This is a genomic window from Geodermatophilus normandii, assembly GCF_003182485.1.
Lineage (GTDB): Bacteria > Actinomycetota > Actinomycetes > Mycobacteriales > Geodermatophilaceae > Geodermatophilus > Geodermatophilus normandii.
Window position 1 is genome coordinate 4,000,803 of the sequence record NZ_QGTX01000001.1, and the last position, 24,951, is coordinate 4,025,753.

Genomic DNA, 24,951 nt, shown 5'->3' on the forward strand with positions numbered 1-24,951 from the left:
GCGTGACCTCGCCCGACAGCAGCACGGCCGGCACCGGTGCGCCCGGCGCCGGCACGCCCCGCACCGCCTTCGACCCCGGCGGCATGCGCCCCTCGGACTTCTACCGGGTGATGAACTCCGTGGTGGTCCCGCGGCCGATCGCGTGGGTGTGCAGCCGCTCGGCCGAGGGCGTGCACAACCTGGCGCCGCACTCCTTCTACACGGTGGCGTGCGTCCGGCCGCCGGTCGTGCAGTTCACCTCGGTGGGCCGCAAGGACTCGCTGAACAACGTCGAGGCCACCGGCGACTTCACCGTCAACCTGGTCCCCGAGGAGCTGTTCGAGCAGGCCAACGCCACCGGCACGGACTTCCCGCCGGACCAGAGCGAGGCCGAGGCCGCCGGCGTCCGGCTCGAGCCGAGCGAGAAGGTGGCGTCGATGCGGGTCGCGCAGTCGCCGGTCACCATCGAGTGCACGCTGCACTCCACGCTGCGGCTGGGCGACAGCACCGTCGTGTTCGGCCGGGTCGAGTGGATCAGCGTCTTCTCCCGCGCCGTCCGCGAGGGCCGCCCGCGGATCGAGGAGCTGCGGCCGCTCGCGCGGCTCGGTGGCAACGAGTGGTGCACCGTCGGCGAGCTGCGCGTGATCCCGCGGATCCCCTACGCCACGTGGGCCGGGGACCCCTCGATCGGCGAGCAGGTGCGGCGGGACCGGCGCGGTGGGCCGGACCACGGATCGTCAGGGAGCTCCTACGCGGAGGGATGACGCACACCCTCCGGCGCTTCCCCACCGCTGCGCCGGCGTCGGACCTCCACGTGCGGCAGCGACCTCCCTACGCTGCGTTCCTGCGCTCGGTCTGCGGCTCACCAGGGGGAAGCCATGGACGGCTCGACGACGCACGCGGCGGAGGAGAGCGTCCCCGGTCGCGCGCCGACGACGACGGGACACCCCGGGCCCGTGCTGCAGACCTGTGTCCTGCTGACGGTCACCGCCCTGACCTACGCCCTCGTCTCCGTGGGTGCCGGCAGGACGTCGGTGCTCTCGACCCGTGAGTGGTTCGTCTGGCGCTTCGCGGCGTCCCTCGGTGTCGGCCTGGCGTGGTTGATGGCCCTCCGCTCGGTGCGCGATCTCCGACCGGCGGCCCGGCGCGTCGGCACCCGCCTCACCGGCCGGGACCGGCTCGGCTACGCCCTCGTGACCGCGGTGCTCGTCCTCGGCGTCTTCCTGTTCCTGTACAACGCCGGGCAGATGGACCGGACCTGGCAGATCGCGCACATGGAGGGCCGGCTGGCGGGTGTGGTGCTGGCCGTGGGGGTCACCGGTGTCCCGTGGGTCTACCTCCTCCTCACGACCAGCGCCACGCTGGGTCGCTGGGAGCCGCACCACCGCCTGGCGGGGCTGCTCGAGTCCTGGGACGTCCTCGTGCGGTGCCTGACGGTGTTCGCCGTCCTGGTCGTGATCTCGCTGGTGCCCACGGGTGCTCTGCGGGCGCTGTGGCTCGCCCAGCGCGGGGACACCGATCGACTGGCCGACCAGTTCCCCGCGTCCGACGTCCTGCTCTACGGCGCCTTCTTCACGGTCGTCCTGGCGGCGATCACCCTGCCGGTCGTCGCCGCGTGGCGGACGGAGGCCAGGAGGCTGGTCGCGCACGTCTACCCGGTGACGACCGTCGAGGACCTCACCGACGACTGGGACAAGGGACGCAAGCGCCTCGAGGAGGTCCTGCACCTGGACAAGGGGATCCTGCGCAACCCGTTGACGGCGTTCACCGTGTTCACCCCTCTGCTGACCTCCGTGCTGGCCGGCTTCGTCCCCGGGCTCGCCGCGTCCTGAGGCCGGCTCCGCCACGGCCGCGACGGGAGCCGACCCGGGGCGGAACGGGCTCAGCCCGGCAGGTGCGGGGCCACCTCGGCGGCGGCGTCGGCCCCGAACGCGGCGGCGAACCGCTCCAGGAAGGGCTTCCGGCGCAGCTCGTACTCCTGCGTGCCCACCACCTCGACCGCCTCGGTGGCCACCGCGGAGCCCAGCTGGGTGGCCCGCTCCAGGCCCAGGCCCCAGATCCGGCCGGCGATGAACCCGGCGCGCAGCGCGTCGCCGCCGCCGGTGGGCTCGACCGGCTTGGTCTCGGGGACGGCGATGACCTCGATCGGGTCGGCGCCGGCCTGGCGCACGAGCACGCCGTTGGCCGCGCGCGTGGTGACCCAGGTGCCCACCCGGCCGAGGATCTCCGGCGCGTCCCAGCCGGTCTTCTGCATGAGCAGCGCCGACTCGTACTCGTTGGTGAACAGCAGGTCCGCGCCGTCGACCAGCTCGCGGATCATCTCGCCGTCGGCCCAGGCCAGCTGCTGGCTCGGGTCGGCGGCGAAGGCGTAGCCGCGGTCCCGGCACTCGCGGGTGTGCCGCACCATCGCCTTGGGGTCGTTGGGGCCGACGACGACGAGGTCGGGCGCACCGACCCGCTCGCACACCGGCGCCAGCTCGATCTCCCCCGCCTCGCTCATCGCGCCCGAGTAGAACGACGCGATCTGGTTGTTCACCGCGTCGGTGGTGCACACGAAGCGGGCGGTGTGCTTGAGCTCCGACCAGCGCACGTCGGCGGTGTCCACGCCGTTGCGGGTCAGCCAGGCGTCGTAGTCGGCGAAGTCGCTGCCCACCGAGCCGACCAGGACCGGCGAGAGGCCGAGCAGCCCGAGGCCGAAGGCCATGTTGGCGCCGGCACCGCCGCGGTGCTGGATGAGGTCGTCGACCAGGAAGGACAGGGACACGTTCTCCATCTGTCCCTCGACGAACTGGTCGGTGAACCGACCCGGGAAGGTCATCAGGTGGTCGGTGGCGATGGAGCCGGTGACGACGACGGGCACGGTGGCTCCTCGGGAGCTGCGGGAGGACGGCGAGCAGCGCAACCCTAAGAGGCGCCGGCGACGGCGCGCGCCCCGGAGGCCTACCCCTCCCCGAGCGCCCGGCGCAGCGACACGCCCAGCTGCGCGGTCCCGACCAGCCCGAGGACGGCGCCCACGGCGGTCCCCAACGTGACCACGACGGCCGGGCCGTCGGCCACCCCGACCGCCCCGGCCAGCCCGGTGGCCGCCACGATGCCGGCCCCGCCCACGGTGAACCCGGTCATCACCACCCGGGTGGGCCGCTCCCACACCGAGATCGACCCGGTCTCGGACACCCCGGCCTGACCGGCACGGGCACGCAGGTAGTCCGGCAGCCAGCACAGCGCCCCGAAGGCGGCGGCCAGCCAGCCCGGCGCGCCGGCGACCCACAGTGCCAGCGCGTACGCGGCCTCGGTGAGCCGGTCGACGGCGGAGTCGAGCACGTACCCGCGCCGCGAGGCCCGGCCGCCGGCGAGGGCGAGCGCGCCGTCGAGGGAGTCGAGCAGCCCCGAGAGCCCCACCAGCAGCCCGCCCGCGACCAGCCAGGCGCCGCCTGCCAGCGCCGGGCCGACGGCGGCGACCGCCACCAGCAGGCCCAGCGCGGTGGCGGCCAGCGGCGGCAGCCACGACACCGCACGGGCCAGCGCGTAGGCCAGCGACAGCCACCCGTGCACCAGGCGGCTCGCGGCCGGGTCGGTGCCGCCGTGCCACCGCGACCACTCGGCGAGGTACTCGTCGCGGCTCAGCACCGGCGCAGTCTCTCCCAGCCCCGCCGCCCCCGGGCGCGACCGGGGACAGTGGGGAGGTGCTCGCCGGCCTCGCCCCCGCCCGCCGCCGCCTGGTCCTCGCCGTGCCGGTCCTCCTCGTCGTCGCCGCGCTCACCGCGGTCGCCCTGGTGCTGGTCACCCGCGAGGACTCCCCGGCTCCGGCCGCGCCGGTGTCGCAGGAGGAGCCCGGCCCGGTGCTGCTCGTGCCGGGCTACGGCGGCGGGACCGGCTCGCTGCGGGGACTGGCCGACCGGCTGACCGCCGCGGGCCGCGACGTCACGGTGGTGTCGCTGCCCGGCAACGGCACCGGCGACCTGTCCGCCGCGGCCGACGCCCTCGGGACCGCCGCCGACGCCGCGCTGGAGCGCACCGGGGCCGGCAGCGTCGACGTCGTCGGCTACTCGGCCGGGGGCGTCGTCGCGCGGCTGTGGGCCGCCGACGGCGGGGCGGACTCGGCCCGGCGGGTGCTGACGCTGGGCTCGCCGCACCACGGGACGACGCTGGCCGACCTCGCCGCCGGCGTCGCCCCCGGCTCGTGCCCCGAGGCCTGCCGGCAGCTGGCCACCGACAGCGACCTGCTCGCCGGCCTCAACGCCGGCGACGAGACGCCGGCCGGCCCGACGTGGGTGTCGGTGTGGACGGCGCAGGACACGACGGTCACCCCGCCGGACTCCGCCCGCCTCGACGGCGCGCTCAACCTGGAGGTGCAGTCGGTCTGCGCGACCGCGCAGGTCGCTCACGGCGACCTGCCGCGCGACCCGCTGGTGCAGGCGATCGTGCTGGCCGAGCTCGCGCCGGGCGACCCCGTGCCGCTGGGCGCGGCCGACTGCGCCCGCCTCGGCGGCTGAGGACCGCGGGTCGCTGCCGGGGACCGGCGGGGTGCTGCCCGAGGAGCCGGGGGCGATGCCGGTGCGGGCGTGACCGGCGACCCGGCCTCCCCCGGCCGGCGGCGCCCCTGGGCGCGGTCACCGGCGGGCAGCCGTTCAGCTCGTGACGTCCTTGGTGGCGAAGTTCGCCCACGCGGCGGTCAGCAGCACCCCGACGTAGACGCCCTGCAGCGCCAGCCCGCGGACGACGTCGCGCCACAGGACCGGGTCCCGGAACAGGTCGACGAACGCCAGCCAGTAGCGCGTGGGCAGGTACGGCGCGATCGGCGAGGCGGCGTCGAGGGTGAACAGCAGCGAGGAGGTCACCAGCACCGCCAGCGCGCCGAGGGCGGCGGCCAGCGGCGAGTCGGTGAGCGTGGAGAAGAACAGCCCGAAGGCCGCGACGCCGAGCATCGACACCGCCACGTAGCCGATGGCCATGACCGTGCGCCCGGCGAGCTGCTCCGGCGTCAGCGAGGTGCCCGACACCGACGTGCCCGCGGCCACCGGCTGGGCGTCGAAGAGCAGGGTGCCCACGAGGTAGCCGACGGCGGCGACCACCACCACGGTGACGACGACGAAGGCGAGCACCGCCACCAGCTTGGCCACCAGCAGCCGGGTGCGGCCGGCCGGGCGGGCGAGCAGGTAGCGCAGCGTCCCGGCCTGGGCCTCCCCCGCGACGGCGTCCCCGCTGACCACCGCGACGGCGATCGGCAGGAACAGCGGCAGCACGATGGCCAGCGCCGCGAGCGGGTAGAGCTGGCCGTTGGTGAGGACGGCGGACAGGAACGGCGGGCCCTCGCCGGGTCGCGGCGCGAGGTCGGTGAGCCGCAGCAGCACCGCGACGAGCACCGGCAGGGCGTTGAGGACCGCGATGGTCACCCAGGTGCGCGGCCGGCCGAACGTCTTGCGCAGCTCGACGCCGATCACGCCCGCTCCACCCGGTCGGCGCTGGTGCCCGCGGCGGCGAGCACCACCTCCTCGAGCGTGGGCCGCTGCAGCGCCAGGCCGCGCACCGGCACGCCCGCGCCGACCAGCAGCGCGTTGACCTCCGCCGGGTCGGTCCCGCGCACCACCACCCGCCCGCCCTCGGCGCCGAGCACCCGCCCGTCGAGCACCGCGCGCACCCGCTCGGGCGCCGGCGTCTCCACGACGGTGGCGCCGGTGGGCGCGGTCAGGGAGGCCATCTCGTCCTGGAGCACCAGCCGCCCGCGGTCGAGCACGCCCACGCGGCTGCACAGCTGCTCGACCTCGGCCAGCAGGTGGCTGGAGAGGAACACCGTCGTCCCGCCGCGGTGCAGGTCGAGCAGCAGCGCGCGGACCTCGGCGATGCCCTGGGGGTCCAGGCCGTTGGTCGGCTCGTCGAGCACCAGCAGCTCCGGCCGCCGCAGCAGCGCCCCGGCCAGCCCGAGGCGCTGGCGCATGCCGAGGGAGTAGGCGCCGACCTTCCGCCGTCCCACCCCGCCGAGGCCCACCTGGTCGAGCACCTCCGCGATCCGGCGCCGGCGCGTGCGGCGCGACCCGCCCGGCCCGGCGGCGTCGAGCAGCGCCAGGTTGGCCGCTCCGGACAGGTGCCGGTGGTGCGCCGGCCCCTCGACGAGCGCGCCCACGCGGGGCAGCACCCGGCGTCCCGCCCGCGGCATCCGCTCGCCGAGCAGCTCGACCTCACCCCGGGTGGGCAGCACCAGGCCGAGCAGCATGCGCACCGTCGTCGTCTTCCCCGAGCCGTTGGCCCCGAGGAAGCCGTAGACGTCGCCGGCGCGGACGTCGAGGTCGATCCCGTCGACGGCGCGCACCCGGCCGTACTGCTTGACCAGCCCCCGCGTGACGATCACCGACGTCACGACGGCCCGCCGGAGAGCGCCTCCGCGGCGTCGGCCAGCGCGTCGAGCGTCACCGTGCCGGTGAGCACGCGGGTGCCGGCGCCCGGCGCGTCGACCAGCATCAGCCCGAGCGGGCCGGCGGCGATCCGGGTGCCCCGCGCGTCGCGCACCGCGTCGGGGGCGGCGGCCAGCGTGGAGCGGATCGCCGAGGCCAGGCGAGCCGGGACGGGCGCCACCGCGAGCAGCGTGACGCCGCTGCCGTAGAGGCCCACCGCCTCCGGCGCCCCGGCGAGCGCCCGCCGCGGCAGGCCGGCCAGCTCGCCGGGCAGCGGCACCGGGGCCAGCCGGCGGCCGGCCTCGCGCAGCAGCCCCTCGGCGTCCTGGCCGGTCCGCACCCGCGCGGCGGCCGGCGGGGTGAACGCGACGACGCCGGCCGGCGGGACGGCGAGCTCGAGGTCGAGGAACCGGGTGTCGAGCGCGGGCACCGCAGCGTCCTCGGCCACCACCTCCACGGCCAGCGGCAGGCCGGTGGCCGCGTCGGCCCAGACGTCGACCCGGGCCACCGAGGCGGCGGGCGCCGCGGGCACCAGCCGCAGGCCGAGCGCGTCCCGGCCGGCCACGCGGCGGGCGCCGATGCGCGTGAGCTCGTCGTCGGCGGCCTCGGACAGCAGCCGCCGGCCCAGGCTCGCGGGCACCAGGTCGGGAGGGGCGGGCAGGGTCAGCGGCGCCGGCGCGGTGCGGGTGGCGGTGGCCGACTCGTACTCCCAGGTCCACGTGCCGCCCGGGTCGACGTGCACGCCGGTCTCCCCCGCGGCGGACACGACGTCGACGCGGTGCTCGGCCGGCCCGCGCCACCAGACGCGCAGCGCCGTCCGGTCGCTGAGCAGGTCGGCGACGGCGGGCAGCCGGTCACCCACCGGGAGCGCCAGCCCGCCGGCGGAGACGGCGTACCCGGAGAAGCCGACGCGGTCGCTGGCGAGGACGGCGGCGCGCAGGTCGGCGGCGGGGACGTCGGCGTCGTCGGCCGGCAGCGCGCCCACGACGGCGGGCAGCGACGCGAGGACGGCGACCAGCGCGACCACGACCGACCAGCGGCGGGCCCGCCCGTACCCGCGTGCGGTCATGGCCGACACGGTACGAGCGCCGGGCACGCGCGGCTCCGGGTGACCGGCTCCCGTCCGCGGCGCGTCCGCGGGGTGCCGGGACCGCCGTCGACGGGAGGTGATCACGGGGACCCCGGCGGGTAGGTGTCCCCGCATGGCTCCTCCCCTCAGCGACGCCGTCGTCGTCGACGTCCTGCGCCGGCTCGACCGGCTCACCGCGCCCCTCGTGCGGCGGCTGGGCCGCCCGCCGGAGCTGCCGGCCGCCGAGCGGGACGCCTGGTGGGCCACCCGGGCGGCGCAGGTGGGCGCCGTCGCGGGCGGCCTGCCGCGGCTGGCCGGCCGGCTCGCCGACCTGCTGCCGCTGCAGAACACCGTCGGGACGGCGGTGCAGTCGCTGGTGGTGCTCGGTGTGGCCGGCGAGCACGGCGTCACCGACCCGGCCGAGCGGGTGGCGCTGCTGTCGGCGGTCCTGCTCGACCGCGACCTGCCCGCCGAGCGGGTGCGCCCGCTGCTGGAGCGGGTCCGCGGGAGCTACGTCGAGGCCGCGTTCGGGGCGCGCGAGGAGCGCGCCGGGCTCGCCGGTGCGGGGCGCACCGTCTGGCGGGCCGCGCGGCTGCTCGGCCGCATCGACGAGGCGCTCGACGCCCGCCCCAAGGGCCGGCTCGGCGCGCGGGCGCTGTCCCAGCTGCCCGTCGTCGGCGTCCTGGGCGGCTACGCCGCGGAGCGCGAGGCCCTGCGCCGGGCCGCGCGGATGACCGCCGAGCTGCTGGAGCCCGGCCGCCGGGTGACGGTCTAGGGCACGGCCAGCGTCGAGGGGACCGAGGTGGCGGCGCCGGTGAGGTTGGTGAACACCTCGCGGGTCGCCGTCGACCGGTTCATGGTGATGAAGTGGATGCCGGGCACGCCCTCGTCCAGCAGCCGCCGGCACATCGCCGTCGCCACCTCGACGCCGTAGGCGCGCACCGCCGCCTTGTCCTCGGGGGCGTCGCCGTCGAGCTCGGCGAAGCGCGCGGCCAGCTCCTCGGGGAACGCCTGCCCCGACAGCTGCACGATCCGGGCGATCTGCCGGGCGTTGGTCACCGGCATGACGCCGGCGATGACCGGGACGTCGCAGCCGCGGGCGGCCACCCGGTCGCGCAGCCGCAGGTAGTCCTCGACGCGGAAGAACATCTGGGTGACCGCGAAGTCCGCGCCGGCCCGGCACTTGCGCACGAACATCTCGACGTCGGTGTCGAAGTCCGGCGAGCGCGGGTGCCGCTCGGGGAAGGCCGCGACCCCCACGGAGAAGTCGCCCATCGAGCGGATGAGCTCCACCAGCTCGGAGGCGTACTCCAGGCCCTGCGGGTGCTTCACCCAGTCGGCCTGCGGGTCGGCGCCCGGCGGGTCCCCGCGCAGCGCCAGCAGGTTGCGCACGCCCGCGGCCGCCAGCCGGCTCACCACGTGCCGCAGCTCGGCGACCGAGTGGTCGACGGCGGTCAGGTGCGCCAGCGGCGTCATCGTCGTCTCGGCGGCGATCCGCTCGGTGACGGCGACGGTCCCCTCGCGGGTGGAGCCGCCGGCGCCGTAGGTCACCGACACGAACGACGGACGCAGGCGCTCGAGCTCGCGCAGCGCCGTCCACAGCTGGGCCTCGCCCTCGGGCGTCTTGGCCGGGAAGAACTCGAAGGACCAGGTGGGCCGCGACGAGGCGAGCAGCTCGCGGACGCTTCGGGTCACGGGGACCGAGGGTACGTGCGGGACCGGGCGCTTCCCTGCATCCGCCCCGCCACCCGCGGCGGAAGACAGCCCGGAGAGCGACCCCGAGGAGGAGCCGGTGAGCAGGCAGCCCCACCCCCTGGACAGGACGCGCACGACTCGATGGGGCGATACTGGCCGGGTGATCACCGGCGCGGCGCAGCGGGACCCCGTCGTCCGGCCCCTGGTCCCCTCGCTCGAGGCCGCCGACCTGGGCCGGGTCCGCGGCGCGGTGTCGGCCGCGCTGACCGGCTTCCTCGAGGAGCAGCGCACCACGCTGGCGGCGATGGACCCGTCGCTGACGCCGGTCGTCGACGAGGTCTGCGCGCTGGCCGACGGCGGGAAGCGGCTGCGGCCGGCCTTCGCCTACTGGGGCTGGCGCGGCGTCACCGAGGGCCTCAGCGCCCCGGCCGAGGACGACGCCGCGGTGCTGCGCGCCGTGGCCGCGCTGGAGTTCGTGCACGCCAGCGCCCTGGTGCACGACGACGTCATGGACGGCGCCCTCACCCGCCGCGGCCGCCCGGCCACGCACGTCGGCTTCGCCACCCGGCACGGCGACGGCGGCCTGTCCGGCGACGGCGACACCTTCGGGGTGGGCGCGGCGATCCTCGTCGGCGACCTCGCGCTGGTGTGGTCCGACGAGCTGCTGCGCCGCTCGGGCATCAGCGGCCCCGCGCTGGCCCGCGCCCGCTCGGTCTGGGACACCATGCGCACCGAGGTCACCGCCGGGCAGTACCTGGACCTGCTGCGCGCCGCCGGCGGCCTGCCCGGCGCCCAGGGCGCGCTCACCGTGGCCCGCTACAAGAGCGCCGGCTACACCGTGCAGCGCCCGCTGCAGCTCGGCGCCGCGATCGCCGGCGCCGGTCCGCGCGCGGCCGACGTCTACACCGCCATCGGCCTGCCGCTCGGCGAGGCCTTCCAGCTGCGCGACGACGTCCTCGGCGTCTTCGGTGACCCCGCCGTCACCGGCAAGTCCGCCGACGACGACCTGCGCGAGGGCAAGCAGACGCTGCTCGTCGCGCTGGCCGAGGAGGAGGCCGACGACGACGGCCGGCGGCTGCTGCGCGAGTCCCTCGGCGACCCCGACGCCGGCGAGGAGCAGTTCGCGGCGCTGCGCGCGCTGATCGAGGACACCGGCGCCCGCGCCCGCGTCGAGGAGCGGATCGCCGAGCGCACCGCCACCGCCCGCGGCGCGATCGCCGACGCCCCGATCGCCGAGGAGGCGCGCGCCGCCCTCGACGCGCTCGCCGTCGCCGCCACCTCGCGCACGGCCTGAGCGTGCGCACGGTCCCCGGCACGACCGACCGGGTCGTCGTCGTCGGTGCCGGTCTCGCCGGCCTGGCCACCGCGCTGCGGCTGCGCGGCGCGGGCCGCGAGGTCACCGTCGTCGAGCGCGGGGACGGGCCGGGCGGGCGCGCCGGCGTCGTGCGGCGCGACGGCTACGTCCTCGACACCGGCCCCTCGGTGTTCACCGCGCCGGAGTTCGTCGCCGACACGCTGGCCGCCGTGGGCGAGCGGCTGGAGGACCGGCTGACGCTGGTCCCGCTGGAGACCACCTACCGCGCGCAGTTCGCCGACGGCTCGCACCTGGACGTGCACGCCGACGTCGACGCCTTCGCCGCCGAGGTGGAGGCGCTGGCCGGCCCGGCCGAGGCCGCCGCGCTGCGCCGGTACCTCGCCGACCTCGCCGAGCTCCACCGGCTGCAGGTCGACACGTTCATCGACCGCAACCTCGACACCCCGCTGGACCTGCTCGGCCCGGAGCTGTGGGCGCTGGCCCGCCGCGGGGGGTTCGGCCGGCTGTCCGCGCACGTGGCGCGCTTCTTCGACGACGACCGGCTGCGGCGGCTGTTCAGCTTCCAGGCGCTCTACGCCGGCGTCTCACCGTTCCGGGCGATCGCCGCCTACGCCGTCATCGCCCAGCTCGACATCGGCGCCGGCGTCTGGCACCCGGTCGGCGGGATCGGCGCGGTGCCGCGGGCGATGGCCGCCGCGGCGCAGGACGCCGGGGTCGTGTTCCGGTACGGCGCGACGGTCGAGCAGCTCGACGTCCGCGGCCGGCGCGTGACCGGCGTCTGCCTCGCGGGCGGGGAGCGGCTGCCCGCCGACGCCGTCGTCGTCACCACCGACGTCCCCGAGACGCTGGTGCCGGGCCTGCGGCGCCGCCGGCCCACCTACTCGCCGTCGTGCGTGACCCTGCACCTCGGCGTGCGCGACGAGCTGCCCGGGCAGGCGCACCACACGATCAGCTTCGGCGCGGCGTGGCGGCAGGTCTTCGACGAGCTGACCCGCGACGGCCGGCCGATGAGCGACCCGAGCCTGCTGGTCAGCATGCCCTCGCGCACCGACCGGTCGCTGGCACCCGCCGGCGGGCAGGTGCTGAGCGTGGTCGCGCCCGCGCCCAACCTCGACCCGCACAGCGGCGGCAACCCCGGCATCGACTGGGACGCGCTGACCCCGCGCTACCGCGAGGAGGTCCTCGGCGTGCTCGAGGCCCGCGGCTGGACCGGCCTCTCCGACGCGATCGAGGTGGAGCACGTGGACACCCCGCTGACCTGGGCGCGGCAGGGCATGGCCGCCGGCACGCCGTTCGCCCTCGCCCACACCTTCGGCCAGACCGGCCCGTTCCGGACGCCGACGCTCCCCCGCCGCGGGCCGGAGAACGTGGTGCTGGCCGGCTCGTCGGTGCAGCCCGGCGTCGGCGTCCCGATGGTGGTCATCAGCGGCCGGCTCGCCGCCGAGCGGATCACCGGGCCGGCCCGGTGACCGCGACCGAGCGGCCGCTGTCGATGGCCGAGCGGCAGGAGCGCCTGGACGCCGCCTACCGGTTCTGCGCCGCGGTCAACGCCGAGCACGGCAAGAGCTACCACCTGGCCACCCGGCTGCTCACCCCCGACCGGCGCCCGGCCGTGCACGCCCTCTACGCCGCGGCGCGCACCGCCGACGACCTCGTCGACCACCCCGGCGCCGACCCCGAGGCCGACCTCGCCGACTGGTCGCGGGCGCTGCTGGCCGAGCTCGAGGCCGGCTGGTCCGACGACCCCGTGCGCCTGGCCACGGTGCACACCTACCGCCGGTACCGCATCCCGGTCGAGCACCTCGTCGACTTCCTCGCCGCCATGACCAGCGACCTCACCGTCACCGGCTACGCCGACATGGCCGCCCTCGACCGGTACATGTGGGGCTCGGCGTCGGTGATCGGGCTGCAGGTGCTGCCCGTGCTCGGCACCGCGCCCGGGGTGTCGCAGGAGGAGGCCGCGCCGCACGCGATCGCGCTCGGCGAGGCGTTCCAGCTCACCAACTTCCTGCGCGACGTCGCCGAGGACGCCGACCGCGGCCGGGTCTACCTGCCCGCCGACGTCATGGCCGCGCACGGCGTCACCCGCGAGCAGATCGAGGCCAAGCGGTACGACGCCCGGTACCGCGCGCTGATGCAGGAGATGGTGGCGATCGTGCGCCGCCGCTACGACGACGCCGCCCCGGGGACGCCGATGCTGGCGCCGGAGTCGCGCGACTGCGTGCGGGCCGCCACCGCCCTCTACGGCGGGATCCTCACCGAGATCGAGCGCGCCGACCACCGCGTCCTCGACCGCCGCGTGACGGTGTCCAAGCCCCGCCGGCTCGGCATCTTCGCCCGCCGCCTCGCGTCGGCCCAGGCCGCGCGGCTGCGGCGGCGCTAGAACGCCAGGGCCTGCGCACGCCTCGTGACCTCGGTGTGCCGGTCGTCACGCAGCGCCTGCACCGGCGTGCCGGGCAGCGACTCGTCCTCGCGGAAGAGCCACTCGAACACCTCGGCGTCGGTGAACCCGCCGTCCTTGAGGACGGTGATCAGCCCCGGCAGGTGCCGCAGCACCGCGCCGTCCTGGAGGAAGTCGGCCGGGATGCGGCTGTAGCCGCTGCCCGGCACCGCCATGAGCTTGCCCTCGCGGATCAGCTGCCGGACCTTGTTCGGCGAGACGCCGAGGGCCGCGGCCACCTCCGCGGGCTGGAGGGTCTCCATGGCCGGCAAGCCTATGGGGCCGGGGACGGGGCGGGCGCCGGAGGTCGTCTCCCGCCGGGCTTCCGCTCCCCGTGCCGGGCGCGCACGATCGCAGGCGGGCGCCGGCTCCGGGCCCTCCGCCCCCGACCCCGAGGAACCGCACCGATGCGCATCGACACCGTCCTCACCAACGCCCGCATCACCACGCTGGACCCGGCGCGGCCGACGGCCTCCGCGATCGGTGTCCTCGACGGCCGGGTCGTCGGCGTCGACGAGGAGCTCGACGGGGTCACCGCGGACGTGCGCCACGACCTGCGCGGCGCCCCCGTGGTGCCGGGCCTCAACGACGCCCACCTGCACTTCTCCGTGCTGGGCAGGGAGATGACGCAGCTCGACCTCTCCGCCGAGGCCGCTCCCACCCTCGACGCGCTCTACCGGCGGGTCGCCGAGTGGGCCGCCGCCAGGCCCGAGGGCGCCTGGGTCGTCGGCAACGGCTACGACCAGAACAAGATCGGCGAGCACCCCACGCGTCAGGCGCTGGACCGCGTCGCCGGGGGCCGTCCGGTCTACCTCCTGCACGCCAGCAACCACATGGCGGTCGCCAGCACCCAGGCGTTCCGTCTCGCGGGCCACGACGACCCGGACGCGGTCGAGGCGCCCGCGGGCGGCAGCGTCGTGCGCGTCGACGGCGTCGTCACCGGGCTGCTGCAGGAGCAGGCGATGGCGCTGGTGAGCTCCGCCCTGCGCCCCGTGCCCCAGGAGGAGCTGGTGGCCGCGCTGGGGGCGGCGTCGGCCTGGGCGCTGCGCAACGGCCTCACGAGCGTGACCGAGCCCGGGATCGGCGGCCGGATGATCGGGCACGGGCCCGCGGACGCCCGCGCCTTCCAGCTGGCGCGCGAGCGCGGGGTGCTGCGGACGCGGGTCACGGCGATGCCCTTCGTCGACGCCCTCCACGAGCTCGGCCGGGTCGACGACGGGCTCGAGGGCTGGGGCCTGGACCTCGGCATCCGCACCGGTCTGGGCGACGAGTGGTTCCGGCTGGGACCGGTGAAGATCATGTCCGACGGCTCGCTCATCGGCCGGACGGCCGCGATGTGCTGCGACTACGCCGACACCCCGGGGAACGCCGGGTTCCTGCAGACGGAGGCCGAGGCCCTGCACGAGACGATCGTGCGCAGTCACGAGAACGGGTGGCAGGTGGCCACCCACGCGATCGGGGACCGGGCGCTCGACGTCGTCCTGGACGCCTACGAGGACGCCCAGCGCCGGGCCCCCCGCGCGGGTGCCCGGCACCGGATCGAGCACGTCGGGGTGGCCTCCGACGAGCAGGTCGCGCGGATCGTGGCAGCGGGGCTCGTCCCCGTGCCGCAGGGCCGGTTCATCTCCGCGCTCGGCGACGGGTTCCTGACGGCGCTCGGCCCGGAGCGGACCGACCTCGTCTACCGGATGCGGTCCTTCGTCGAGGCCGGTGTCGAGCTGCCCGGGTCGACGGACGCGCCCGTCGTCCCCGGCGAGCCGATCCTGAGCATCCACGACATGGTGAACCGACGGTCCGCCGGCGGGGACGCCATCGCCCCGCGCGAGGCGCTCACCGCCCGCCAGGCCCTGCGCGCCTACACCGTCGGCTCCGCCCACGCGGTCTTCGAGGAGACGCGCAAGGGCGTGCTGCGCAGGGGCATGCTCGCGGACCTGGTCGTCCTGTCCGACGACCTGCTGGCCGTCGCTCCGGAGCGGATCCGCGACGTGCAGGTCCGGGCCACCATGGTCGGCGGCGTGTTCGGCCACGACGCCGAGGGAGAGCTCACCGGGGCGTGAGCGCGCGGGCCGGCGTCCGCCACCGCGGGCCCGCCGACCCCCGGTAGGATCGGCCGGGGCCGTGACTGGCGCATCGAGGTGGGGCACCACCGGGGAGCGGCCTGCACTCCCCCGCCGGGCGCCTGGGCACCGCTGACGCCGACACCCGCCAGGAGCCCCCATGAGCGACGTGACCCCCTCCTTCGACGCCGCCGCCGCGTCGACCGCCTACCGCAGCGCCCTGTCGGTCATCGCCGAGGTCGAGCCGCGGGTGGCCGACGCGATCGGTGCCGAGCTCGCCGACCAGCGCGCCTCCCTCAAGCTGATCGCCAGCGAGAACTACGCCAGCCCCGCCGTGCTGCTGACCATGGGCAACTGGCTGAGCGACAAGTACGCCGAGGGCACCGTCGGGCACCGCTTCTACGCCGGCTGCCAGAACGTCGACACCGTCGAGGCGCTGGCCGCCGAGCACGCCCGCGAGCTCTTCGGCGCCCCCTACGCCTACGTCCAGCCGCACTCGGGCATCGACGCGAACCTGGTCGCCTTCTGGGCGGTGCTCGCCCAGCGGGTCGAGTCCCCGGCGCTGGAGCGCGCCGGCGTCCGGCACGTCAACGAGCTCACCGACGAGGACTGGGCCACGCTGCGCCACGCCCTCGGCGACCAGCGGATGCTCGGCATGAGCCTCGACGCCGGCGGCCACCTCACCCACGGCTTCCGCCCGAACATCAGCGGCAAGATGTTCGCCCAGTCCTCCTACGGCACCGACCCGGAGACCGGGCTGCTCGACTACGACGCCGTCGCCGCCCGCGCCCGCGAGTTCCGCCCGCTCATCCTCATGGCCGGCTACTCCGCCTACCCGCGCAAGGTCGACTTCGCGAGGATGCGCGAGATCGCCGACGAGGTGGGCGCCACGCTCATCGTCGACATGAGCCACTTCGCCGGCCTGGTCGCCGGGAAGGTGTTCAGCGGCGACTTCGACCCGGTGCTGCACGCGCACGTGGTCACCAGCACCAGCCACAAGTCGCTGCGCGGCCCGCGCGGCGGGTTCGTGCTCGCCCAGCCCGAGTACTCCGACGCCGTCGACCGCGGCTGCCCGATGGTCCTGGGCGGCCCGCTGCCGCACGTCATGGCCGCCAAGGCGGTCGCCTTCGCCGAGGCGCGCCGCCCGCAGTTCGCCGGCTACGCGCAGGCCGTCGTCGACAACGCCGTCTCCCTCGCCGAGGGGCTGTCCCGGCGCGGCGCCCGGCTGGTCACCGGCGGCACCGACAACCACCTCGTGCTGCTCGACGTCTCCGGCTACGGGCTGACCGGCCGGCAGGCGGAGTCCGCGCTGCTCGACGCCGGGATCGTCACCAACCGCAACGCCGTCCCGGCCGACCCGAACGGCGCCTGGTACACCTCCGGCGTCCGGCTGGGCACCCCGGCGCTGACCACCCGCGGGTTCGGCGCGGCCGAGTTCGACCGCACCGCCGAGCTGATCGTCGACGTGCTGTCGAACACCACCCCCACGGCCACGAGGGACGGCTCGCCGTCCAAGGCGAAGTACGTCGTCGACGGCGGCCTGGCGGAGAAGACGCGCGCCGCCGCCTCCGAGCTCGTCGCCGCCCACCCGCTCTACCCCGGCCTGGAGCTCTGAGCGGGCAGCCCCCCTGCTGAGGCGCCGGCGGGCCCTCCCGTGACCCGTGTGACGGGAGGGTGCGCCGGACCCGCCACCTGCGTGTGGGGACGCCGTTCGCGCGCCGGTCGCTCCTAGACTCGTCCCCGTGGACACCGCCGTGACCGACCCCGTGGTCGGCCTGGTCCTCGAGGGGCGCTACCGCCTCGAGGAGCGGCTGGCCCGCGGCGGCATGTCCACCGTCTACGCCGCCACCGACCTGCGGCTGCACCGCACGGTGGCGGTCAAGGTCATGGCCGAGCACCTGGCGCACGACCCGACCTTCGTCGACCGGTTCACCCGCGAGGCGCGCGCCGCGGCGATGCTCAGCCACCCCAGCGTGGTCTCGGTGAGCGACCAGGGCGCCGACCAGGGCCTGGTCTTCCTCGTCATGGAGCTCGTGCGCGGCCGCACGCTGCGCGACCTGCTGCAGGCGCGCGGGCGGCTCACCGTCGCCGAGGCCTTCGCCGTCCTCGAGCCGGTGCTGGCCGGGCTGTCGGCGGCGCACCGGGCCGGGATCGTGCACCGCGACGTCAAGCCGGAGAACGTCCTCATCGGCCACGACGGGACGGTGAAGGTCGCCGACTTCGGCCTGGCCCGCGCCCTCACCGGCACCGGGCAGACCAGCCACACCGGCGGCGTGCTCATCGGCACGGTCGCCTACCTCTCGCCCGAGCAGCTCGAGCGCGGCCGCGCCGACGCCCGCAGCGACGTCTACGCCGCCGGGCTCGTGCTCTTCGAGATGCTCACCGGCCACCCGCCCTACGGCGGGGACACCCCGCTGGCGGTGGCCTACCAGCACGTGCACCACGACGTCCCGCTGCCGTCGGCCGAGGCGCCGACCGTGCCCTGGCAGGTCGACGAGCTGGTCAAGCGGACCACCCGCCGCGAGCCCGCCGTCCGCCCGCTCGACGCCGGTGCCTTCCTCGCCGACCTCGAGGACGTCCGCAGCGACCTGGGCCTGGCCCGCGTGCCGGTGCCCACCGGGCGCAGCTCGGCCGGCCCGGCCACCATCCGCCCGACCAACCGGCCCTCCCGGCGGCACCCCAGCGACCCCGGGGAGGGCAGTGACCCGGGCACCGAGGTGCTCGGCGGCCGCTCCTCGCGCGCCGGCCGCACCAGCCTGCTGCCCGCCGTGGGCACCGGCTCCACCGCCGACGTCGGCGGCCGGCGGCCGGCCCCTCCGCAGCGCCCCGGCGTGGCTCCGCAGGTCCGGCGCCGCCGCGCCCGGCTGGCGGTCGCGGTCGTGCTGCTCCTGGCGATCACCGTCGGCGCCGTCGGCTGGTGGATGGGCTCGGGGCGCTGGACCGAGGTCCCCACGCTGGTGGGCAGCGACCGCGCGGCCGCCGTCGACCTGCTGCAGGAGGCCGGGCTGGACCCCGTCTTCGCCGAGGAGGAGTTCAGCGAGACCGTGCCCGAGGGCGTGGTCATCTCCGCCGACCCCGAGGGTGGCGAGGCCATCCGCAACAGCGACGTCGAGCTCGTCGTCTCCAAGGGACCCGAGCGCTTCGTCGTGCCGACCGACCTCGTCGGGCAGCCGATCGAGGTGGTGCGCGAGAGGCTGACCGGCATCCCCGTCGTCCCCACCGAGCAGCAGGACTACGACGACGACGTCCCCGTCGGCTCGGTCACCGGCTTCGAGCCCGAGGCCGGGACGGAGGTCCGGCGCGGTGACCCGGTGACCGTGTACGTCAGCCGCGGCCGCGCGCCGGTCGCGGTCGCCAACGTCGTGGGCCAGCCCGCCGACGCCGCGGAGGCGAACCTCGAGGCGCAGGGGTTCAGCGTCGTCCGCACCACGGGCCGCAGCGCCGACGTCCCGACCGAGGCGGTGATGGCGGTCAGCCCGGCGCCGGGCACCGAGGCGCCGTACGGCAGCGAGGTGACCATCCAGGTCTCCGAGGGCGTGCCGCAGGTGACCGTGCCCGACGTGTCCGGCGAGCGCGCCGCCGACGCCATCGCGACGCTGGAGGCGGCCGGGCTGGAGGTCACCACCTCGACCTTCATCACCGGCGACCGCGTGTACCGGCAGAGCCCGGGCCCGGGCACCGTCGTCGACCAGGGCAGCGAGGTCAACCTGCTGCTCAGCTTCGGGTGAGCGCCGCGCCCTCCGTCCCGGTCGGTGCGCACGTCCAGGTCGCCGGCGGCCTGGCCACCGGGGGGCTGCGCTACACCGACGACGTCGGCGCGCAGGCGGTGCAGGTCTTCGTGGGCAACCCGCGCGGCTGGAGGCGGTCGGCCGGCGACCCGGCGCAGGACGCCGCGTTCGTCACCGGCCTGGCCGAGCGCGGCGTGCCGTCGTTCGTGCACACGCCGTTCCTGGTGAACGTCGGCTCCCCCACGCCGGCCACCGTCGACCGCTCGATCGAGACGATCGCCGCCGACCTCGCCCGCGGCGTGCGGCTCGGCGTGCGCGGCGTCGTCGTGCACGCGGGCTCCGCCGTCGACGAGGACCGCTACGAGGCCGCGCTGCGCCAGCTCCGCGAGCGGCTGCTGCCGGTGCTCGACGCCCTGCCCGACGACGGCCCGCGGCTGCTGGTCGAGCCGACGGCGGGCGGCGGCCGGTCGCTCGCGGCCACCGTCGAGGACCTCGGCCCCTACCTCGCGGCGCTGGACATGCACCCGAAGGTCGGCGTCTGCCTGGACACCTGCCACGCGTGGGCCGCCGGGCACGACCTGGCCGCGCCCGGCGGCACCACCGCCACGCTCGACGCGCTGGAGGCCGCCGTCGGCCCCGGCCGGCTCGGGCTGGTGCACGCCAACGACTCCCTCGACGCGCGCGGCTCCCGGCGTGACCGGCACACCACGATCGGCGAGGGCTCGATCGGGGTGGGCGCCTTCGCCGAGCTGATGGCGCACCCGTCGATGGCCGGGGTGCCGGTCGTCGTCGAGACGCCGAGCGCCGACCGCGGCCACGCCCGCGACATCGCGCTGCTGTGCGCGCTGCGCGACGGCCGCCCCGCGGACGAGGTCCCCTCCGCCGCCTGAGCACGGTCCCCACCCGTGCGCGGTGGTCCGGGCACGGGTGGGGACCACCGTGGCCGGAGGTGGCCACGATGGGACGGCGCGCCCGGGAGGCGCCGACACGCGCGTCACCCTGCGCATTCGCGTCTTCGCTTGCGGTGATCTACGACACCACGTTGGCTCGGATCACCTCGCGGCCGACCGGCCGCCGGGAGCCTCCCCGAGGAGCCGTCCTTGCCCACCCGCCGCACCCTGGCCGTCGGGATCGTCGCGCTCGCGACCACCGGCCTCGGCGTCACCGCCGGACCTGCCGCCGCCGCCCCGCCCGACACCGGCCCCCGCGCCACCTACGTGGTCACGGTCGACCGCTCGACCCCGCCCGACCGGGCCGCGGAGCGGGCGCGCGGCATGGGCGGGCGGGTCGCGCACGTCTACACCGCGGCGCTGACCGGCTTCGCCGTCGAGCTGCCCGAGGCCGCCGCCGGCCGCCTGTCGTCGATCCCGGGCGTGGTCGCCGTCGAGCGCGACCAGGTGGTCACCGCCGACGGCACGCAGGCCGGCGCGCCGTGGGGCCTCGACCGCGTCGACCAGCGGGACCTGCCGCTGGACTCGACGTTCGGCTACACCGCCACCGGCAGCGGCGTCACCGCCTACGTCATCGACACCGGCATCGCCTACGGCCACGCCGACTTCGGCGGCCGCGCGGTGTCCGGCTACGACGCCGTCGACGGCGGCTCGGCCGACGACTGCAACGGCCACGGGACGCACGTGGCGGGCACGGTCGGCGGCGGCACGCACGGCGTCGCGAAGGGCGTGCGGCTGGTCGGCGTGCGGGTGCTGGGCTGCGACGGCAGCGGCACCACCTCCGGCGTCGTCGCCGGCATCGACTGGGTGACCGCCCACCACGCGGCGGGCGCCCCGGCGGTGGCGAACATGAGCCTCGGCGGCGGGGCGAGCACGGCGATCGACAACGCCGTCCGCTCCTCCATCGCCGACGGCGTCACGTACGCGGTCGCGGCCGGCAACGGCAACTCCGCGGGCGTGGCCCAGGACGCCTGCGCCTCCTCCCCCGCGCGCGTGCCCGCCGCGCTCACCGTGGGCGCCACCGACCGCACCGACACGGCCGCCGCGTTCAGCAACTACGGCTCCTGCGTCGACCTGCTCGCCCCCGGCGTCGCCATCACCAGCGCCTGGCACACCGGCACGACGGCGACGAACACCATCAGCGGGACGTCGATGGCCACGCCGCACGTCGCGGGCGTCGCGGCGCTGTACCTGTCGGGCAGCCCCACCGCCGCCCCGGCCGCGGTCGCCGGCGCGGTCACCGCGGCCGCGACGACGAACCACGTGACGATGTCGCGCACGGCCACGCGGGCCGGCACGCCCAACCGGCTGCTCTTCAGGACCTGGTGAACCGCGGCGCCTGCCGGCCACCCCAGCGGGAGCCGGCAGGCGCCTCAGCGGTCGAGGAGGTCGGCCAGCACGTCGCCGGCGCGGTCGACCGCGGCCCGGTCCACCTCGAGGGAGGTGACCAGGCGGATCCGCCGCGGGCTCACCTGCGACACGAGCACCCCGCGCGCCTTCGCGGCCTCCGCCACGACCGGCGCCGGGACGTCGTCGACGACGACCATGTTGGTCTCCACCGTCGCCGGGTCCATGCCGAGGCGCTTGGCCAGCAGGCGGGCGTGCTCGTGGTCCTCGGCCAGCCGCGGGAGGTGGGCGTCGAGCGCGTGCAGCCCGGCCGCGGCGAGCACGCCGGCCTGGCGCATCCCGCCGCCGAGCCGCTTGCGCCACAGCCGGCCGACGGCGATCCGCTCCGCGGAGGCCACGAGCACCGAGCCCACGGGCGCGCCCAGCCCCTTGGACAGGCACACCGACGCGGTGTCGGCCAGCCGCCCGTAGGTGGCCAGGTCGACCCCGGAGGCCACGGAGGCGTTCCAGATCCGCGCGCCGTCGAGGTGCACCGCGACACCGGCGTCGCGGGACCAGGCGAAGAGCCGCTGGAGCTCGCCCAGCGGCTGCACGCGCCCGCCGCCGCGGTTGTGCGTGTTCTCCACGGCGACGGCGGCCGTGGCGGTCAGGTGCCAGTCACCGCGCGGGCGCACCTGGTCGATGAGCGCACCGGCGTCGAGCAGGCCCCCGGAGGACACGACCGTGCGGGTGGAGATGCCGAAGACGGCGGCCGCGGCGCCCATCTCGTAGGTGACGACGTGCGCGTCGGCGTCGCAGAGCACCTCCTGGCCGGGCTCGCAGACCAGCCGCATGCCGATCTGGTTGCCCATCGTCCCGGAGGGCACGAACAGCGCCGCCTCGTGGCCGAAGAGGTCCGCGACCCGCTCCTCCAGCGCCCGGACCGCCGGGTCCTCGCCGTAGACGTCGTCGCCGACCTCGGCCTCGGCCATGACCCGGCGCATGGCCGGGGTGGGGCGGGTGACGGTGTCGGAGCGCAGGTCGATCACGGCCTCGTCCCGAGGCTCGTCCCGAGCGTGCGAGCGATGAGGAGGACGAGGTCCTTACCCACGCAGCATCTCCGCCACGAGGAAGGCCAGCTCGAGGGACTGCCCGGTGTTCAGCCGCGGGTCGCAGGCGGTCTCGTACCGGCTGTTGAGGTCCTCGTCGCTGATCTCCATCGCCCCGCCGAGGCACTCGGTGACGTCCTCGCCGGTGAGCTCGACGTGGATGCCGCCGGGCCAGGTGCCCAGCGCCCGGTGCACGTCGAAGAAGCCGAGGACCTCGTCGACGATCCGGTCGAAGTGCCGGGTCTTGTAGCCGGTGGAGGACTCGTGGGTGTTGCCGTGCATCGGGTCGCACTGCCACACGACCTGGTGGCCGGAGGCGGTGACCTTCTCCACGATCGGCGGGAGGACGTCGCGGATCTTCCCGTTGCCCATGCGGCTGATGAGCGTCATCCGGCCGGGGACGCCGTCGGGGTCGAGCCGCTCGACGAGCTCGGTGGCCTGCTCGGGCGTCGTCGTCGGGCCGATCTTGACGCCGATCGGGTTGGCGATGCGCGACATGAACTCCACGTGCGCGCCGTCGAGCTGGCGGGTGCGCTCGCCGATCCACACGAAGTGCGCCGAGGAGGCGTAGGGCCGGCCCTCGTGCACCCGCAGCAGCGCGGCCTCGTAGTCGAGGACGAGGGCCTCGTGGCTGTTGTAGAGCTCCACGCCGCGCAGCGCGGTGTCGTCGACGCCGCAGGCCTTCATGAACGCCAGCGCGCGGTCGATCTCGCGGGCGATGACCTCGTAGCGGACGCCGGCCGGCGAGTGCGCGACGAAGTCCTTGTTCCAGTCGTGGACGGCGTGCAGGTCGGCCAGGCCGCCGCGGGCGTAGGCGCGGATCATGTTCATCGCCGCGGCCGCGTTGGCGTAGGCGCGCACCAGCCGGTTGGGGTCGGGGATGCGCTTCTCGAGCACCGGCTCCAGCGAGTTGACCATGTCGCCGCGGTAGGACGGCAGGCCGAGCGCGTCGAGCTCCGAGGAGCGCGGCTTGGCGTACTGCCCGGCCACCCGGCCGACCTTCACCACCGGCACGCTCGCGCCGTAGGTGAGGACGACGGCCATCTGCAGCAGCGTGCGCGTGGTGCTCTGCAGGTGGGCGTCGGTGTTGAGGTCGAAGGTCTCCGCGCAGTCCCCGCCCTGCAGCAGGAACGCCCGGCCCTGCGCCACCTCGGCCAGCCGGCCGCGCAGCTCGTCGACCTCGGTCGGCGCCACGATCGGCGGCACGGTCGCCAGCGTCGTCAGGACGCCGTCGAGAGCGGCGCGGTCGGGCCACTGCGGCTGCTGGGCGGCGGGGAGCTCCCGCCACCGGTCGAGACCGGGGGCCGGCTGCGCGGTGGAGAGCAGGTTCACGCACCCGAGGGTACGGCGGGCCCGCCGGTCAGCCGAAGAAGACCTCGGCCTCGGCGTACCGCTCGAGGGGCACCAGCTTGAGGCGGGCGGTGGCCTCGGCGATCGGCACGAGGACGACGTCGGTGCCGCGCAGGGCCACCATGACACCGGAGCGCCCCTCCTGCACGGCGGCGACCGCGGCCAGACCGAAGCGGGTGGCCAGCACCCGGTCGAAGGCCGAGGGCGTGCCGCCGCGCTGGACGTGGCCGAGCACGACCGCCCGGGCCTCCCGCCCGGTGCGCTCCTCCAGCAGCGCCGCCAGCGCCGCGCCGATGCCGCCGAGCCGGACGTGGCCGAAGGCGTCGGTCTGCCCGGAGGCGGTGACCAGCGCGCCGTCGGCCGGCCGCGCGCCCTCGGAGACGACGACGATCGGCGAGTAGCCGGACTCGAAGCGGTGCAGGCAGTGCCCGACGACCGCCTCGACGTCGAACGGGCGCTCGGGGACCAGCACCACCGTGGCCCCGCCGGCCATGCCCGCGTGCAGCGCGATCCAGCCGGCGTGCCGCCCCATCACCTCGACGACGAGCGTGCGGTGGTGGCTGTCACCGGTGGTGTGCAGCCGGTCGATGGCCTCCATCGCGACGCCGACGGCGGTGTCGAAGCCGAAGGTGTAGTCGGTGCCGTCGAGGTCGTTGTCGATCGTCTTGGGGACGCCGACCACCCGCAGCCCCTCCCCCGCCAGCTTCGCGGCCACGCCGAGGGTGTCCTCGCCGCCCACCGGCACGAGGGCGTCGATGCGCTGCCGCTCGAGCGTGGCCGTCAGCCGCCCGGGCCCGCCGTCGATGGCGTAGGGGTTGGTGCGGGAGGTGCCGAGCACGGTGCCCCCGCGGGGCAGCAGGCCGCGGACGGCGGCGAGGTCCAGCGGAACGGCGTCGTCGTCGAGGACGCCGCGCCAGCCGTCGCGGAAGCCGACCACCTCGTCCCCGGCGGCGACCGCGCTCCGGACGACGGCGCGGATGACCGCGTTGAGGCCGGGGCAGTCGCCGCCGCCGGTCAGGATGCCGATGCGCACGACGCCTCCCGTGGGGACGAACCGCAGGTCAGGGCCGATCCTGCACCATGGACGTGACCGCGGTCACGCCTGCCCCGCGCGGCGCGGCAGGATCCGCGCATGGACCCCGCCGCCCTGCTCGCGCTCATGCCCTTCGCCGTCACCACCGGCATCGAACTCGACCGCGCGGACCCCGCCGAGGTGGCCGGGCGGCTGCCGTGGGCGCCGGAGCGGTGCACCGCCGGCGGCGTGCTGCACGGCGGCGCGCTCATGACCCTCGCCGACACCGTGGGAGCGGTCTGCGCCTTCCTCAACCTGCCCGCCGGCGCCTCGACGTCGACCCTCGCCTCGGCGACGTCGCTGCTGCGCGCCGTGCGCGGCGGCACCGCGCACGCCACCGCCCGGCCGCTGCACGTCGGCCGCTCGACGATCGTGGTCCTCACCGAGGTGACCGACGACGGCGGCCGCGCGGTGGCCTCGGTCACCCAGACCCAGGCGGTCCTCGGCCCCGCCTGACCCCACCGCCTGACCC

Annotated in this window: 23 protein-coding genes and 1 riboswitch; of the genes, 13 read left to right on the plus strand and 10 right to left on the minus strand. The window is 76.3% G+C overall.

The genetic code is table 11. The features are described 5' to 3' along the window. Positions 1 to 2 precede the first annotated feature (2 nt). Together JD79_RS19285 and JD79_RS19290 are read left to right on the plus strand one after the other, a co-directional pair. Positions 3 to 743, plus strand: coding sequence for a flavin reductase family protein (locus tag JD79_RS19285; protein ID WP_245900231.1), 741 nt, complete (start codon positions 3 to 5; stop codon positions 741 to 743). 192 nt (positions 744 to 935) lie between these two features. Beyond that, a complete protein-coding gene (locus JD79_RS19290; protein ID WP_110006823.1) occupies positions 936 to 1,811 on the plus strand; it encodes a hypothetical protein in 876 nt (291 codons plus the stop codon). A 50-nt stretch (positions 1,812 to 1,861) separates the two neighbouring features. On the opposite strand, the gene JD79_RS19295 is transcribed toward JD79_RS19290, so the two are convergent. Both JD79_RS19295 and JD79_RS19300 read right to left on the minus strand, forming a co-directional pair. Next, positions 1,862 to 2,839: a carbohydrate kinase family protein gene (locus JD79_RS19295; RefSeq protein ID WP_110006824.1), complete on the minus strand. Its 978-nt coding sequence runs from the start codon at positions 2,837 to 2,839 to the stop codon at positions 1,862 to 1,864. Between the two features lie 80 nt (positions 2,840 to 2,919). Beyond that, entirely contained in the window at positions 2,920 to 3,606 is a 687-nt protein-coding gene (locus tag JD79_RS19300) for a CDP-alcohol phosphatidyltransferase family protein (RefSeq protein WP_110006825.1), read from the minus strand. Between the two features lie 56 nt (positions 3,607 to 3,662). Between JD79_RS19300 and JD79_RS19305 the strand changes: the two genes are divergently transcribed. Beyond that, positions 3,663 to 4,472 (plus strand): lipase family alpha/beta hydrolase, encoded by an 810-nt coding sequence (locus JD79_RS19305; RefSeq protein ID WP_110006826.1) that lies wholly within the window; start codon positions 3,663 to 3,665, stop codon positions 4,470 to 4,472. Positions 4,473 to 4,607: 135 nt separating this feature from the next. Here the strand turns inward: JD79_RS19305 and JD79_RS19310 are convergent, their stop codons facing one another. From JD79_RS19310 to JD79_RS19320, 3 genes are read right to left on the minus strand one after another with little or no spacing between them, the layout of a single operon-like run. Continuing rightward, a complete protein-coding gene (locus JD79_RS19310; protein ID WP_110006827.1) occupies positions 4,608 to 5,420 on the minus strand; it encodes an ABC transporter permease in 813 nt (270 codons plus the stop codon). After that, entirely contained in the window at positions 5,417 to 6,325 is a 909-nt protein-coding gene (locus JD79_RS19315; protein WP_170149271.1) for an ABC transporter ATP-binding protein, read from the minus strand. The genes JD79_RS19310 and JD79_RS19315 overlap by 4 nt, the downstream gene beginning before the upstream one ends. Positions 6,326 to 6,330: 5 nt before the next feature. Beyond that, positions 6,331 to 7,437: a transcriptional regulator gene (locus JD79_RS19320; protein WP_245900232.1), complete on the minus strand. Its 1,107-nt coding sequence runs from the start codon at positions 7,435 to 7,437 to the stop codon at positions 6,331 to 6,333. A gap of 133 nt (positions 7,438 to 7,570) precedes the next feature. Between JD79_RS19320 and JD79_RS19325 the strand changes: the two genes are divergently transcribed. Beyond that, a complete protein-coding gene (locus tag JD79_RS19325; protein WP_110006830.1) occupies positions 7,571 to 8,212 on the plus strand; it encodes a hypothetical protein in 642 nt (213 codons plus the stop codon). Here JD79_RS19325 and metF read toward each other — a convergent pair. Further along, entirely contained in the window at positions 8,209 to 9,132 is a 924-nt protein-coding gene (gene metF, locus JD79_RS19330; RefSeq protein ID WP_110006831.1) for a methylenetetrahydrofolate reductase [NAD(P)H], read from the minus strand. The genes JD79_RS19325 and metF overlap by 4 nt on opposite strands. A gap of 160 nt (positions 9,133 to 9,292) precedes the next feature. Between metF and JD79_RS19335 the strand changes: the two genes are divergently transcribed. Genes JD79_RS19335 through JD79_RS19345 form a run of 3 tightly spaced genes read left to right on the plus strand, consistent with a single transcriptional unit; the run spans position 9,293 to position 12,830 of the window. Then, positions 9,293 to 10,426 carry a polyprenyl synthetase family protein gene (locus tag JD79_RS19335; RefSeq protein ID WP_110006832.1) on the plus strand — a complete coding sequence of 378 codons (1,134 nt, stop codon included), beginning with the start codon at positions 9,293 to 9,295 and terminating at the stop codon, positions 10,424 to 10,426. 2 nt (positions 10,427 to 10,428) lie between these two features. Continuing rightward, on the plus strand, positions 10,429 to 11,916 hold the full coding sequence (crtI, locus tag JD79_RS19340) for a phytoene desaturase family protein (RefSeq protein ID WP_110006833.1): 1,488 nt from the start codon (positions 10,429 to 10,431) through the stop codon (positions 11,914 to 11,916). Then, a complete protein-coding gene (locus tag JD79_RS19345) occupies positions 11,913 to 12,830 on the plus strand; it encodes a phytoene/squalene synthase family protein (RefSeq protein ID WP_211308062.1) in 918 nt (305 codons plus the stop codon). Before crtI ends, JD79_RS19345 begins: the two co-directional genes overlap by 4 nt. Here JD79_RS19345 and JD79_RS19350 read toward each other — a convergent pair. Next, positions 12,827 to 13,150, minus strand: coding sequence for an Rv2175c family DNA-binding protein (locus tag JD79_RS19350; RefSeq protein WP_110007891.1), 324 nt, complete (start codon positions 13,148 to 13,150; stop codon positions 12,827 to 12,829). The genes JD79_RS19345 and JD79_RS19350 overlap by 4 nt on opposite strands. Positions 13,151 to 13,294: 144 nt before the next feature. On the opposite strand from JD79_RS19350, the gene JD79_RS19355 reads away from it, so the two are divergent. The 5 genes from JD79_RS19355 (at position 13,295) to JD79_RS19375 (ending at position 20,951) form a co-directional block, all read left to right on the plus strand. Next, positions 13,295 to 14,944 (plus strand): amidohydrolase, encoded by a 1,650-nt coding sequence (locus tag JD79_RS19355; protein WP_110006834.1) that lies wholly within the window; start codon positions 13,295 to 13,297, stop codon positions 14,942 to 14,944. Positions 14,945 to 14,995: 51 nt separating this feature from the next. Further along, positions 14,996 to 15,079: riboswitch (ZMP/ZTP riboswitch) on the plus strand. Between the two features lie 25 nt (positions 15,080 to 15,104). After that, on the plus strand, positions 15,105 to 16,559 hold the full coding sequence (locus JD79_RS19360) for a glycine hydroxymethyltransferase (protein ID WP_211308063.1): 1,455 nt from the start codon (positions 15,105 to 15,107) through the stop codon (positions 16,557 to 16,559). A 127-nt stretch (positions 16,560 to 16,686) separates the two neighbouring features. After that, positions 16,687 to 18,672 (plus strand): Stk1 family PASTA domain-containing Ser/Thr kinase, encoded by a 1,986-nt coding sequence (gene pknB, locus JD79_RS19365; protein ID WP_110006835.1) that lies wholly within the window; start codon positions 16,687 to 16,689, stop codon positions 18,670 to 18,672. Beyond that, positions 18,669 to 19,562 (plus strand): deoxyribonuclease IV, encoded by an 894-nt coding sequence (locus JD79_RS19370; RefSeq protein WP_110006836.1) that lies wholly within the window; start codon positions 18,669 to 18,671, stop codon positions 19,560 to 19,562. The genes pknB and JD79_RS19370 overlap by 4 nt, the downstream gene beginning before the upstream one ends. 210 nt (positions 19,563 to 19,772) lie before the next feature. Continuing rightward, positions 19,773 to 20,951 carry a S8 family peptidase gene (locus tag JD79_RS19375; RefSeq protein WP_110006837.1) on the plus strand — a complete coding sequence of 393 codons (1,179 nt, stop codon included), beginning with the start codon at positions 19,773 to 19,775 and terminating at the stop codon, positions 20,949 to 20,951. 44 nt (positions 20,952 to 20,995) lie between these two features. Here the strand turns inward: JD79_RS19375 and JD79_RS19380 are convergent, their stop codons facing one another. The 3 genes from JD79_RS19380 to JD79_RS19390 are packed head-to-tail and all read right to left on the minus strand — an operon-like array spanning position 20,996 to position 24,440. Next, the gene (locus tag JD79_RS19380; protein ID WP_245900233.1) at positions 20,996 to 21,997 is read right to left on the minus strand and encodes a threonine aldolase family protein; all 1,002 of its coding nucleotides are present in this window, start codon (positions 21,995 to 21,997) and stop codon (positions 20,996 to 20,998) included. A 54-nt stretch (positions 21,998 to 22,051) separates the two neighbouring features. After that, the gene (locus tag JD79_RS19385; protein WP_110006838.1) at positions 22,052 to 23,389 is read right to left on the minus strand and encodes a class II 3-deoxy-7-phosphoheptulonate synthase; all 1,338 of its coding nucleotides are present in this window, start codon (positions 23,387 to 23,389) and stop codon (positions 22,052 to 22,054) included. A gap of 28 nt (positions 23,390 to 23,417) precedes the next feature. Next, positions 23,418 to 24,440 carry a 6-phosphofructokinase gene (locus JD79_RS19390; protein ID WP_110006839.1) on the minus strand — a complete coding sequence of 341 codons (1,023 nt, stop codon included), beginning with the start codon at positions 24,438 to 24,440 and terminating at the stop codon, positions 23,418 to 23,420. Positions 24,441 to 24,539: 99 nt separating this feature from the next. On the opposite strand from JD79_RS19390, the gene JD79_RS19395 reads away from it, so the two are divergent. Beyond that, a complete protein-coding gene (locus tag JD79_RS19395; protein WP_110006840.1) occupies positions 24,540 to 24,935 on the plus strand; it encodes a PaaI family thioesterase in 396 nt (131 codons plus the stop codon). Positions 24,936 to 24,951: the final 16 nt, after the last annotated feature.

What these genes read in the sequence shown, in the direction of transcription:
- JD79_RS19320 (WP_245900232.1), bottom strand. Translation starts at nt 7,437, where the DNA reads ATGACCGCACGCGGGTACGGGCGGGCCCGCCGCTGGTCGGTCGTGGTC.
- JD79_RS19395 (WP_110006840.1), top strand. Translation starts at nt 24,540, where the DNA reads ATGGACCCCGCCGCCCTGCTCGCGCTCATGCCCTTCGCCGTCACCACC.
- JD79_RS19325 (WP_110006830.1), top strand. Translation starts at nt 7,571, where the DNA reads ATGGCTCCTCCCCTCAGCGACGCCGTCGTCGTCGACGTCCTGCGCCGG.
- JD79_RS19355 (WP_110006834.1), top strand. Translation starts at nt 13,295, where the DNA reads ATGCGCATCGACACCGTCCTCACCAACGCCCGCATCACCACGCTGGAC.
- JD79_RS19350 (WP_110007891.1), bottom strand. Translation starts at nt 13,150, where the DNA reads ATGGAGACCCTCCAGCCCGCGGAGGTGGCCGCGGCCCTCGGCGTCTCG.
- JD79_RS19360 (WP_211308063.1), top strand. Translation starts at nt 15,105, where the DNA reads ATGAGCGACGTGACCCCCTCCTTCGACGCCGCCGCCGCGTCGACCGCC.